We start from the raw sequence: 12,744 nt of genomic DNA, 5'->3' as shown, positions 1-12,744 counted from the left end.
GTCGGCCAGCCAGGCAGTGACCTGGGCCGCCAGCCGGGGACAGGCCGGCCTGCCGGTCTCGGGCCGCCGGGCCTGCTCGCGAGCGCGCCGATGCGCCTGCCACGCCCGGTACTCGACGCGGCCCCCCGTTCGCGGTGACCTCCCGCGACACCGTGCACGTCGCCCCACCCAGCCGGGTCGCGATCAGGGTGAACGACTCACCGACACGCAAGCCCAGGGTGATCTCGTCCCAGTTAGCAAGTGTCAGCCGCCCCGGCCCGGGAACCCACCCGTCCCAGCGAAGCGGCCGCCGCGACCAGCGGCTCACGATCTGTGGCTTCATGTGATGCCTAACACCGCTTGCCCAGGCTTGGCTGTGCATGTCTGATTGGCGCGTGCAGGGGAGGGGCCGGGTGCCGTGCTGGTGGAGAGGGCACCTCAATGGGTGCTGAGTTTGGCCAGGACTCGCTGGAGAGCCCGGGCCCGGTCGCTGCCCGAGGGCAACTCGGTGAGACAGGCGTGCAATCTCCGTACGGCGCCCACTGGAACCTGATCGGCGCCCAACTCGTCGACCACACGTCCGAGGGCGTTGAATCCCCAGTATCTGAGGAAGGGCAGTTGCTCACGGAGAACGGCATCGACGAGCAGGTCGAACTTCGTCGCGTCTGGAACGGCGTACAGGCGGGCATACGCAATCAGGCGCATTCCTGGGTCCTCCGACGCCAGCATGATCTGGAGATCCAAGGAGGGGATGTGCGGCGTCACCTTGACTAGCTCAGCGAAAATCCGCTCCTGTTGGGCGGTGCGTGCGCGGCTACTGACCTCGGTTTGGCGCAGTGTCGTGAACTCGGAAGCGAGACGCTCCATCGCGGCTTGGGCTGCAGGGACGTTCCCCGTGTTATCCACCCAGTCGGCGCTCCCCGCCGCGGCGAGCGCCACGCGAGCAGTTGCGGCGGCTCCGTCGACCTCCTGATCGAGGCGCGTTGTCCGTTCTTCGGCAGCCTCGATGCGATTTTCCAGCCGCCTGTACTCGAACCGGGCGCCACCCGGGAGTTCGATGCTGTCGAACAAGTCGCCCAGCCAGGGAGCGGCTGCTACCACGAGCAGCAATACAGTGATCGTATCAATCTTGATGTCTGGCCAGACGACGTGCGCCACGGCAAACCCGGCCGCCACGCCAGACACGGAAACAGCAATCCCGCGTTGACGCTTTTGCCGCGATATGCCGTCTCGGCCTTGCGCGTCGCGGCTCTCCCCGAGCTCCCCCTCAGTCACCGACCCAGCATGGCAGACCTCAGCCGCAACAACATCATCCATTGCGACCGTCGTCTGCTTGGCGGATGGCGCGGGCTGCAGGGTCATCGCGTACGGTGATCTGCGCGACGGACACCGACTGTCGTGGGCGCTTGGCCGGCACCAGCTCGCTTCCGTTATGCCGCTATGCCGCCCGGCGCTTGACCGTTCTCGAGGTGGACAGGGTCTCGGCGCGGGCCCTACGCATCCGACCTCAACCCCGTGGAAGGGATCTGGTCCAGCCTGCGACGCACCCTGCTCCGCGCGCGCTGAGGCTGCCCCGGCATCCCGCTGGAGCGGCAGCAGGTCGTCAACGGCCGACCAGCGTGAGAGATGCCGGCGGCGCGGGCCACCGGCACCCCCGTCAGTCCGCCAGGGGAGCCGTCAGGTTCCCGATCCGTGTGACCGCCCAGCGCACCATGATCCCCGTCACCATGGCGCTCGCCACGGCAGCGGTGACGATCGAGGCGGCCGAGCCGGAGTGCAGCGCGGTCAGGAACGGGACGACCAGCGTGACCACCGCAGCCAGCGTCCCGGCGCCGTACCAGCCCAGGAACAGCACCGGGCCCATGCTGCCCGTGGGCGACTGGGCCGACGACATCAGCAGATGGTGCTTGGTCGCACCCCGGCAGGCGTTGACCAGCGAGGCGCCCACCAGCGGCGGCACCAGGGCCGGTGCCAGCAACGCGCGGGCCCCCGCGCCCTCCCCGGCCAGCACCCCCGCCGCGACCAGCGCGCCCACCAGTCCCAGCACGACGGGCACCGCCGTGTGCCGCAGCATCAGGTCCCGGTACGGGTACGGCGCCCACGAAGCGCGCCTGGTGTCGTCGGTCTCCACCCGGGCCGACTCCATCAGCTGGGTCAGCGACCAGTAGCCGAAGACCAGTGAGGCCAGTGCCGCCGCCACGCCCGTCCCGCCGTGCGCCGAGGCGGCAAGCACCGCGCCCAGCACCGCCAGGACCGCAAGCACCACGGCCCGGCCCAGCCGGCCCGGAGTCCGCAGCAGCGCGAGCGTGTCGCGCCACGGCACCGCCAGCTGCGCCCGGCGGGGCGCCGGCAGCCGCCAGCGTGCCGACCCGCTCCCGCCGGTGACGCCGGCGACCGCCTGCCGCGCGGTACGGAACTCCACCGTGCGCAGCGCGGCCATCACCCCGGTCGCGGTGCGTGAACGGCGTCGTACCGCGGACAGCGCCAGCGATCCGGCGGAGCGGTGTGCCGCGACCAGCGCGCCGGCCACCACCACCGCCAGCAGGGCGCCCGCGGCCCCGCCGCCCGGCAGCGCGGCCGGCGTGGGGGCCAGCGCGGCCAGCCCGGCCCAGCCCCAGGGCCCGGACCACAGCTCCACGCGTTCCAGACCGGGCAGCCGGTGGCCGTTGACCGCCAGCACGGTCTGCGCCGTCAGCGCGAGCACGGCCATGCCGACGTACGGAGTGGCCAGCCGGGCCCAGCGGGCCACCCGCTCGCTGCCCTCCACGGCGGTGGCCAGCGCGGTCGCGAGCAGCGGCAGGCCGACGGCGCCCAGCAGGCACCAGCCGAACGCGGCGGGCAGCCCCACACCGACCGTCAGGCCCAGCGCGACCATGCCGATCACCGAGACCAGCAGCCCGGCCCCACCGGCGATCGCGGCCGCCCCCCAGAACCACGGCCGTAGCACGCGGGCGGCGTCCACCGGCTGGGCGAGCAGCCAGTCCACGGTCTCGCGCGGCGGCACGACCGGGCCGCGCCACTGGGCGTCCCATGCGGCGATCAGCAGCCATCCGAGCCCCAGCGCGCAGGACCCGGCCGGCAGCGCGGCCAGGATCGCCGGTCCGTGGCCGGAGTAGTCGGCGCCCATCGACTTCTCGAGGAACAGGCCCAGGCTCGGCAGCCCTCCCCACACCGCGAGGAGCAGCGCGACGCAGTACACGACGTAGCCGATCTGTCCGGCCCTCTTGCGGCGGTGCGGGGTGCGCAGGTCACGGACCAGCCGCAGTGTCTCGCGCGTCCAGTCGTCGTCCTCGTGGGACCAGGCCGCGGCGTGCTCGCCGGACCCCTCGGTCTCCTCCGTCTCGTCCGCGAGGGTGGTCACCGGGCGCCGCCCGGGCTCTCGGCCAGCCAGGTCAGTCCGTCGGTCCCGGTGGCGAGCACCTCGTCCGGGCGGCCGTCGGCCACCACCTTGCCGTCGCTGAGGACCAGCACCCGGTCGGCGACCTCCCGGGCCAGTTCCCCGTGGTGCGTGACCAGCAGCACACCGACGCCGTCCGCGGTCTCCTTCTTGATCAGGTCCGCCAGCCGCCGCCGCGCGCCCGGGTCGAGTCGCTGTTCCGGCTCGTCGAGCAGCAGCAGGTCGCGCGGCCGGACCATCGCGGAGGCCAGCAGGAGGGACTGGAGCTGCCCGGAGGACAGTGCCCCGGGCAGCGCGTCGGCGTGGTCGGTCAGCATCCGCTCGGCCAGTACGTGGCTGATCCAGTCGCCGGCGTCCTCCACCCCGTGGGCCACCGCCACCAGCTGCAGGTGCTCGCGCACGGTGAGGTCGGGGTAACAGGCCGCGGTGTCGCCGACCACGGCCACCCGGGCCCGGACCGCGGGGTCGTTCTCGTTCATCGGCTTGCCGTCGAACGTCACCGTGCCGGTGCTCGGCCGGTCCCGGCCGGCCGCTATGCGCAGCAGGGTCGACTTGCCCGAGCCGTTGTGGCCGAGGAGCGCCACGCACTTCCCGGACCGCAGTCGCAGGTTCATCGTGGCCAGCGCGGTGCGCTTGCCGTAGACCCGGCTGACGCCTTTGAGTTCGAGCAGTGGTGGTGCACCCATGTCGCCGGGCCTCTCGTCAACCGCGAACGCTGTCCCCGCTTCGGCCTCGGGACTACGGGCCGGAGCGGCCCGGCCATTCTCCACGCTCGGCCCGGCCGGGGGCCCGCTGGGTGTCTTTGGTCACTCCGCGTGCAGGGTGCCGGCGAGTCCGTCTGCGAGAGGTCGCGGTCCATGAAGACCTGTTCGTCGGCGTGCCACCTCGCATCGACGGAGTCTCACGAGCCGATCCGAGGGCCCCGGCCCTCCGCCCTCGCGGGCTTCGTCCTGCCGGGGCCGTCGGCGCGCGCAGCCGGTCCCGGCGGTCGCCGAGGCCCTCCACCGGGATCAGCGCGCGGGCCGTCAGGACGGCTCAGGCGCCAGGTCGGCGAGCAGGGTGTCCAGCACCGCCTCCTCCTCCACGCGGACGCCGTGCTCGGCCAGGGCTTCGGCGAGTGACGGATCCCACGGGGAGGCCGCGGGAACGCCGGCCAGGGGGACCGCGCTGTCGCGGGCCGCGGCACGGTAGTCGGCGGCCGTGTAGCGCCAGGGAGTCCAGGGGACACGGGCGAGCATGGCGGCGGCGATGCGCAGTCCGCCCCAGTCGAAGTCACCGTGGTAGCGCAGGCTCGCGCCTTGGTCCGCCATCCGCCGCAGAAGCGTGAGGGCGGCGGCGGACGGCTGGCCCTGGAGGCACACCAGGGGTGGGCAGTGCGCACCGTACGCGTCGGCGGCGGCCGCCACGACCGCGGGGTTCTCGCAGACATGCACCGCCTCCCCCGGTGTCAGCAGCGGGGCACCCGCGGCGAGTTGGCGGAGGGTGAGTACGGCCGGTTCGCCGTTCGCGGTGAGCCAGTCCAGAGCGGGGGTGCCGCGCAGGCCGAGAGTGAGGACCGTGGAGGACAACTCGTCGCGCAGCAGTCCCGCCGAGGCCCATGCCTCGCGTCGCCACTCGGTCCCGGAGCCGTCGGGGAATCCGGTCAGCGCGCGGATTCCGGACAGGGTGAGGGTGGCCAGCGGTGTTCCGTCGTCAAGGGCGTGCGCGGAGCCGAGGACCCGGGCGGCGAAGGCGGGCCGCGAGACCGCGGGGTCCGCGGGGAGTTCGCTCAGGACCCTGACGGTGGCCGCCAGCAGGTCGCCGGCCGTCTCGGGTGTGCGGGCGAGGCGCCGTACGAGACCGTCCGCGCGCAGCCGCGCAGCCCAGGCGGCGAGCCCGGGCAGCTGGTCCAGCCGCGCGTACGCCGCCTGCCACGCGCGGTCCTCGTCGGCGCGCGTATCGCGCAGGGGGACCACAGGTCCGGTGAGGGCCGTGACCGCGGCGGCGAGGCCGTCCGGGCTGATGCCGGAGCGGCGCAGCACGGCGTCAACGGAGTCCAGCCGGATCGTCAGTGAGCGGCCGCCGCCGGGCGCGCGGCCCAGCAGGCTCTCGGCCGCCCGGCGCTGGCTCTCGGTGGGTGCGCTGAGGGACACGCTGCCGGTGAGCGGTTCCTCGCGTTCCATCCGGCGGCGGGCCCGTTCGACGAGCCAGGTGAGGTCGGGGCCGCCGAGCAGGCGCTTGAGGCGGACGGTGTCCACGCGCGCCGGTTCCGCCTGCAGAGCGTCGCTGGGGCGCCGCTGGGGAGGCGGTGTCGTGCGGCATGCTTCCGGCTGCACGTTCACAGGCCCTTCTGCCCTTCGAACTCCTGCTCTCCAGAGGCATGTTCCATGTCCGGCCGCGCCGGGTCCACCGTCCGCGCCCTCGTCATGCCGTCCCACTCCCAGCGGGTGACGAGCACCGCGGCGACCTCGTCGATGCGCGAGAGCTGGGCGATGGCGATGCCGGGCACCTGCGGGTAGCAGGCCCATTCGCGTTCGCTGGTCATCACGACGTCCAGGTCGAAGGCGTGGAGCAGGCCCAGGCACTTGGCGCGGGAGTCGTCGTCGACGCCGGCGAACGCCTCGTCGAGGGTGACCAGGCGCGGGGCGTACGGGTTGCCGGCGGTGGCGTAGTGGGAGGAGGCCGCGGCGAACAGGGGGACGCAGACGGCGAGGACGCGCTCGCCGCCGGAGGCGGGGCCGGTGGCGGGGACCCATCGGCCCTGCTGGTGGCGTTCGATGCCGAACTCGTGCCAGGTGCGGTAGTCCAGGGCGGCGGTCAGGTGTTCCAGCCAACTGCCGGAGGCGTCCTCGCTCTGCCGTGCGGTGATCTGCGCTTCGAGGAACTCGCCGACGGCGGCCCGGTCCTCGGGTGTCCAGGCGTCGGCCGACTGGCGCAGCCGGGCGCGGGCCTGCGCGAGTCCGGCGGGGGCTTTGCGGGAGGGCCGCCAGACCAGGCGCAGTTTCATGCCGGTGGAGGTGGGCCGCTGCTCCAGTTCGTCGTTCATGGCGGCGACCTGGCGCTCTGCCGCGCCGATCAGTTCCTGGAGGGTGCCGGCGACCTCGGTGATGAGGTGAGTCTCCAGGATCTCGCGTTCGTGGGAGGACAGTATGCGGGTCAGTTCGCCGACCTCGACGGTGAGGGCGTCGGCAAGTTCCGGGACGGCGCGGGCACGGCCCTGGTAGACGATGTCCACGACCATGCCGTCCTCGACCATGCGGGCGGCGGCGGAGTGTCCGTGCCGGGACAGGGCGTCCTGGAGGGTCTTCAGCTCTTCTCCGAGTCGCTTCTGCACGCGCTCCCAGGCGGCCTCGGAGTCGTCGGTGGCGGCGAGTTCCGCCTCGACGGCGCGGGCGAGTGCGATGGCGGCGGTGGCGCTCCAGGGCCCGGCATCGTTCGGGGGCGCGTCGGTGCCGGGCAGCGCGACGGTGAGCAGTCCGGTGCCCGCGAACCGCTGGAGGGCCGCGATCGCGGTGGCGCGGGCGGCGACGGACTCGGCGATGTCCCGGTCCAGTTGCTCGATGCGTCCTCCCGCCTTGCCCCCGCGTTCTACCGCCTCGGTGTGGGCCTGCTGGGTGCTCTTGCGGCCCGCGGCGTTCGCGGCGAGGGCGGCGGCTGTCTCGGCGAGGCGGCGTTCCAGCTCGGCGACGGCCGCCCCGACGGTGGAGCGCAGGGTGGCGTGGCGTTCGTCGGCCGCTGCGGCGTCGTGTCCGGCCTCCTCGGCGCGCAGGGCGAGTTCTGCGGCGCGCTCGGCCGCCTGGGCGGCGTCGCCGTGTTCCTGTTCGACGGTGCGGGCGGCCTCGGTGCGTTCGCGCAGTGCGGGCCAGAGGGCTGCCAGGGCGACGTCGAGTGCGGACAGGGCCTGGCGTACGGCGGCGAGTCCGGGGCGGTCGGTGGGCAGGCCGAGATCGGCCGTGGTCCGGGCGAGTTCGGCTTCGGCCTGGTCGGCCCGCTCCGTCGCCTCGGTGAGGTCGGCGGCCCGCTCGTTCCTGCGTCGTGTGGCCCTGCCGGTCTGCTGGGCGGCGGATTCCAGCCGGGCGTGGGCCTGCCGCAGCGGCGCGTCGTCAGGTACGGAGGAGAGTTCGGAGTCGAGCGTGCCGCGGCGGGCCGCCACGGTCTGCGCCTCGGCGGTGACCGCCTCTTCCTCGGTGGCGAGACCGGCGAGTTCCGCTCGTAGTACGGCGATCCGGGCACGCCGGGCCTCTTCGCGGGCTCCCTCGCCGATGTATTCGGCGGCGGGCTTGGCCCAGCGGCCGGTGAGGGCGCCGGTCCGGAACCGGCCGTCGGCGTGGACCCAGGTGTCGGTGTGCGGGGCGGTGTCGTGGGGCCCGTAGCCGATGGCGGCGAGCAGCCGGGCCACCGTCTCCTCCCCCACGGCCGCGGCTGCCGCGTCGCCGCTGTCGACCGCCGGCCGGAGCACCTCGGCAAGGGCGCCGGTGGGGACGGGGCCGCGCGGCGGGTCGAGCAGGATGTCGTGACCGTCCGCGCCCAGGGCTGTGCCGTCCGGGCGTACCCAGGCGTCCAGCAGCCCGGATGCTTCCAATGCCGCCTCGATGCCGGCGCGGTCGTGCTCGGGGACCGTTTCACGGAAGTCCACCAGCCGCCACAGGGGTGCGCCGGGCGCCCCGTCTCGTACACCCGGGGAGCGGGTGTACGGGGGCCGCGGGCCGCGGCGGCCGCCGGACTCCAGGATGCCGAGTTCCGCTTCGGCGGTACGGCGCCTGCCGCTCAACTCGCTCTGCCGCTGCGTCACTTCGGCGGACCGGGCGGCCAGTTCTCCGGAGCGCCCGCGGTGGGCCAGGACCGCCGCTTCCCGGGCCGGGTACGGCCCGTTCAGATGCTCCGTCCATTCCTGGAGCTCGTCCAGCAGGCCGACGGGATCGGGGTACGCCAGTTCCGTCCATCCGGCGGCTCGCTCGCGTACGGCTCCGAGCAGGTCCCGGCTCGCGGCTTGGACGGCGCCGTGAGCGAGGGCGTGGTCCTCCTCGGTGTGGGCGAGGTCGGACTCGGCCTCGTCGAGACGGCGGGAGGCGGCCAGGCGGTCGGCCGCGGCGCGGTCCGCCGCGTCGGCGAGTTCCTGCACGTGGTCGAGGGTCCGGCGCCTGCGGTCCGCCGCCGCCGCGACGGCTTCGCGGTCCGGTTCCCGGTCCTCGGGCAGTTCCACCCGGGCGTCCGCGGCAACGTCACGTACTGCGGCGAGCGCGTGCGCGGCCTGGTTGCCGGCCGCGTCGAGCCGGTTCTCGGCGGCGGTCAGGCGGGCCCGCGCCCGCGCGAGCACCTGCTCGGCCTGCCGCCGGTCGCCCTCGGCGCGGTCGCGGGCGTCGGCGGTGTTCCGCGCGTGCCGGGCGGCCTGTTCCAGTTCGCGGGCGCTGCGCATCTCCGGGCCCTCGCGCAGGGCCGCGTCCTGGGCCTTGAGCCGGGCCTCGGCTTCTTCCAGTGCGGCAAGGCGCTCCTCGGCCTCGGCGCGCTCCTCGTCCGCGCTGGTCCTGTCGGTCCGTGCTTCGGACAGTTCGCGTTGCAGGGATTCGTACCGCGCGTGCTCGGTGCGCGGCAGGCGGGCCCGGCGGCGGGAGGCGATGCGGGCGTAGCGGCGGTAGTGGTCGAGGAAGGCGGAGGCGGCCTTCTCGGCCTCGGCGGCGGAGCGCAGCTCCTCTTTCTCCTCGTCCAGGGAGCGGAACGCCTCCGCGACGTCGGCGATGACGGCCTGGTCCATGGGCGGCAGGGCCTCGGTCAGCGCCTTGGACAGGGCGGCTTCGTTGGGGCGCTTGGACAGCTGGGGCTGGCGGAGTTGGATGAGGAGGTCGACCAGGGCGGCGTAGCGTTGTTCGCCGAGGCCGAACAGGGCCTCGTCCACGGCCCTGCGGTAGGCGCCCGCCTGGTCGTAGACCATGCCGTGGCCGGTGACGGCCTCTGCGATCCGGTCGCGGGACAGGGGGGTTCCGGTGGCGTCGAGGAAGGCGAGCCCCTGTCCGGCGCGCTGGTCGGTGACGACGAACCAGTGGCGGACGATGCCGCGTCCGGAGACGGCCTTGAGGCCGCAGGCGAGGGTGCGGAAGTGCTCCTCGCCGGTGGTCTCGTCGCGCCGTCCGAACTCGATCCAGGTGTAGCCCAGGCGCTCGGGGTGCGGGTGCTCGCCGCCGAGCAGCAGGTTCCACTCCATGCGCTTGCCGGGGTCGGCGTCGGGTTCGACGCGGCGCGCGGACAGGTCGCCGTCGAGGAGGAAGGGCAGGGTGAGGGCGAGGACCTTGGACTTGCCGGTGCCGTTGTTGCCGCGCAGCAGCAGGCGGCCGTCCTTGAAGTGGAACTCCTCGGTGTCGTAGAGGAAGAGGTCCACCAGTCCGGTGCGCAGCGGCTGCCAGCGGGACCGGCCGGGGCGGGGCAGACCGGGCCCGGCGCCGACGGCGGCCGGCGACGGATGGCGGGGGGCGGGGAGAGCGGCGGTCATCGCTGCGTGGTCCTTGGCTGGGTGGTCCTGGGCTGGGTGGTCCTGGGCTGGGCGGTCCTTGGCCGGGCGGTCTTTCCGGGTTCGAGCACGACGGTCTCGCCGACGGCGTAGCGCGCGAGGGCGGGGCGGGGCGCGACCCCGTCCGGGGTGCGGACGGCGAGGGAGAGTGCGGTGAGTTTGGTGACGGCCTGCTCGACGAGTTCGCCTTCTGCGCCCGGCTCACGGGCGGTCCTGGCCCAGAACCCGCCGTGCTCGTCGGCGAGTTCGCGGACCTTTCGCTTCAGCTCCTCGGTGGTGACCGGCCCCTGTCGGGCGGCGAGGTGTTCGGCGAGGAGGAGGGTGACGTGGCCGTGTGTGCCCTGCTCGGGCATGCGGACGTCGGTGAGGTCGTCGTCGGGGTCGATCATGGCGATGCCTTCGGCCCGGACTTCGGGGACGAGACCGGTGAGTTCGGTGATCCGGGCGGTGAGGAAGCCGCGCTGGCGGGTGAGGTAGGCGAGTTCGGCGTCGGTGAGGGTGTCGTAGTAGAGGACGGGGTCGTCCAGCAGGCGGCGGGTGAGGGAGCGGCGCAGGGCGCGGAAGCGCAGTTCGTCGCTGTCGAGCGCGGTCTCGGCGGTCAGCGCGGCGAGCCGCTGCTCGAAGCCGTGCTCCTGGATCAGGGACGGGCCGTGCCGGGCGGCGAGCAGCCCGGCCAGCACGCGCCGCTCGACGTCGTAGAGCGCGTCGCCCGCTCCGCTGACGTACGCGTCCTCGTCGCCCGCGACCCGGCGCAACACGCCGAGGGCGAGCAGCAGCCGGACGACGGCGGCGAGGTCGAGGCGTTCGTCGCGCCGGTCGAGCGTGAACTCGATCCCCGCGGCCATCAGCTGGGGGTCGGCGGCGTCCAGGACGACCTGTTCGGCGAGGCGGCCGAGCGCGATCTGCTTCTCGCCGCGCTCCAGTGCCGCGAGCGCCAGGCACAGCAGGACGTAGCGGCGGCGGGTGAAGGGGGCGCCGGCACGGCTGGCCTCGCGTGCGGGGTGGGTGGGGTCGGTGAGGGCACCGGGGGCTTTGCGCAGCCGGGCGGCTTCCGCGTCGACGACGAGGGCCCAGCCCGTGTTGCGCTCGAACCAGTCCCGCAGTTCGGACGCGTGCTGCCGGACCAGCCGGAAGGCGTCGGCGTGCGGTCCGTGGGCGAGGAGCAGCGGGTGGGCGAGCAGGGCGCGGGCGGCCTTGCGGAGTTCGGCGGCGCGCTGCCCGTCCAGGACCTCGGCGAGAGGGGTGCTCACGGCGCCTCCTGGGTGAGGTCGACGATGTGGATCAGGTGGTCGGGGCCGCGGAAGGCCCCGCCGGGGGTGCGGATCTCGGCGGTCGTGCCGTCGCCGAGGGCGCTGAGGCGGATCTCCATCGAACCGTCGTTGCTGGTCGCGGTGGTGCGGGTCATGCCGGGCCGCCAGGTGGCGAGGGCGTCGCCGAGCAGTTGGAGGAAGAGGCCGAAGGCGAGCGGGTCGAGTTCGCCGAGCGCGGAGAGCCGGGTGGTGCCGTCGGTGGTGAGCCGGGCGCGGGCCGCGGCGGTCTCGGCGGTCTGCTTGGCGGCGATCTCCGCGAGGCGGTGCCGGGCCTGGGAACGGTCCTCGACCTTGCGGGGTTTGCCGCGCCGCTCGTAGCTGCCGGTGCGGCGCAGTTGGGGGCTGATCCGCAGGGGCTCGGCCTCGGCCCAGGGGGTGGCGGCGGGCAGCGGGCGGGCGGTGCGGGCGGCGAGGGTTTCGGCGTCGACGGTGAGATGTCGGGCGGGATAGAGGCCGAAGGCGGAGCGCCACAGCCGGTGCCGGGCGTCGTCGTCGGGGGCCTGCGCGAACCAGCGGGCGAGGGTGCGGAAGTCCGCGGAGCGGTCGGAGCGTCCGGCGCGCCGTTCGTTCAGTGCGCGGACGACGGCCAGCAGTTGGGGAATCGCCCCGAGTGCCCGCCCGCGCAGCAGCCGGGCCTGCGAGTCGCGTCCGTCGCGGCTGATGAACCACGCGCCGAGTCCGCTCCACCGCGCCCGCCAGCGCTCGTACGCCTCGTGCTGGGCGCTCTCGGCGGCCTCCGGGGAGGCGTCGGCTGCCTCGCGGGCGGCGGCTGTGACCAGGAGGGCGTCGATGCGGTCCTCGAGTTCGAGGATGAGCTGGGCGATGCGGCCGCCGAGCGTGATCAGGTCCTGGATGAACCGCTCCAGGTACTGGATGAGCTGGTCCTTGTAGGCGAGGAACGCCTCTTGGGAGACGTCGTGGAGGTCGATGGTGCGCTGCAGGGAGCCCATGAAGGCGCGGGCGTTGTCGGCGAGGGCGGCGAAGCGGCTGGCGAGCCCGTCGAGTGCGAGGTGGGTCTTGGCGGGGTCGGGGGTCTCCTCGGCGGCGAGCACGAGCAGGGCCCGCAGCTGGGTGACGATGTCGTGCAGGGCCACGGCCTGCAGTGAGCCGCGCCGCCCGAGCGCGTCATCGTACGCGGCCAGGGCCTCCTCCGCGGCTTCGCCGGCCTGGGTGAGCTGGTACACGTAGCGCTTGCGGTAGAAGTCCTCGACTGCGGTGACGCGGGCGGTGTCCGGGTCGGCGCGCAGATTGCCCCACGCCTGCTGGCTCAGGCTGTCCAGCGCCTTCGCCACGGCGTCCGCCTCGGCGGGCCGCACGCCGACGGGCAGCGCCGCGTGCACGTCCTCGGGGCGGAGGTGGACCGCGTACCGCTCCTTGGCCTGCAGGAACACCCGCATGATCTCCCGGTAGAGGGCTGCGGTGGGGGTGCTGAGGTGCGCGAAAGGGCCGTAGGCGGGGGTTGGGTGTGGCTGGGGCGGCGGCGAATGGGTCATCGCAGGTCATTGTGGCCGACGGACGTTCGGGAGTGCACACGTTGACCGGGATTGATCAGCTCGGGACCAGCCCGCCCCTGCGGA

Annotated in this window: 7 protein-coding genes; all 7 read right to left on the bottom strand. The window is 74.0% G+C overall.

Translation table 11 applies throughout. The annotated features are described in order from the left end of the window. Positions 1-417 precede the first annotated feature (417 nt). The 7 genes from ACFZAU_RS37280 to ACFZAU_RS37250 all read right to left on the bottom strand — a co-directional run bounded on the left by ACFZAU_RS37280 (position 418) and on the right by ACFZAU_RS37250 (position 12,660). The gene (locus ACFZAU_RS37280; RefSeq protein ID WP_500555884.1) at positions 418-1,341 is read right to left on the bottom strand and encodes a hypothetical protein; all 924 of its coding nucleotides are present in this window, start codon (positions 1,339-1,341) and stop codon (positions 418-420) included. 295 nt (positions 1,342-1,636) lie between these two features. Continuing rightward, positions 1,637-3,340: a hypothetical protein gene (locus ACFZAU_RS37275; protein WP_500555883.1), complete on the bottom strand. Its 1,704-nt coding sequence runs from the start codon at positions 3,338-3,340 to the stop codon at positions 1,637-1,639. Further along, positions 3,337-4,062, bottom strand: a complete 726-nt coding sequence (locus ACFZAU_RS37270; protein WP_500555882.1) for an ABC transporter ATP-binding protein — start codon at positions 4,060-4,062, stop codon at positions 3,337-3,339. The genes ACFZAU_RS37275 and ACFZAU_RS37270 overlap by 4 nt, the downstream gene beginning before the upstream one ends. A 339-nt stretch (positions 4,063-4,401) precedes the next feature. Next, entirely contained in the window at positions 4,402-5,613 is a 1,212-nt protein-coding gene (locus tag ACFZAU_RS37265) for a TIGR02679 family protein (protein WP_500555881.1), read from the bottom strand. A gap of 80 nt (positions 5,614-5,693) precedes the next feature. Beyond that, positions 5,694-9,839 (bottom strand): TIGR02680 family protein, encoded by a 4,146-nt coding sequence (locus ACFZAU_RS37260; RefSeq protein ID WP_500555880.1) that lies wholly within the window; start codon positions 9,837-9,839, stop codon positions 5,694-5,696. After that, positions 9,836-11,107 (bottom strand): TIGR02678 family protein, encoded by a 1,272-nt coding sequence (locus ACFZAU_RS37255; protein ID WP_500555879.1) that lies wholly within the window; start codon positions 11,105-11,107, stop codon positions 9,836-9,838. The genes ACFZAU_RS37260 and ACFZAU_RS37255 overlap by 4 nt, the downstream gene beginning before the upstream one ends. Further along, a complete protein-coding gene (locus ACFZAU_RS37250; protein WP_500555878.1) occupies positions 11,104-12,660 on the bottom strand; it encodes a TIGR02677 family protein in 1,557 nt (518 codons plus the stop codon). Before ACFZAU_RS37250 ends, ACFZAU_RS37255 begins: the two co-directional genes overlap by 4 nt. Positions 12,661-12,744: the final 84 nt, after the last annotated feature.

This window comes from Streptomyces sp. NPDC008238 (assembly GCF_042956445.1).
In the GTDB taxonomy this organism is placed as follows: domain Bacteria; phylum Actinomycetota; class Actinomycetes; order Streptomycetales; family Streptomycetaceae; genus Actinacidiphila.
The sequence above is the reverse complement of the archived record's forward strand: the minus strand, read 5'-3'. Positions and strand labels throughout refer to the sequence as shown.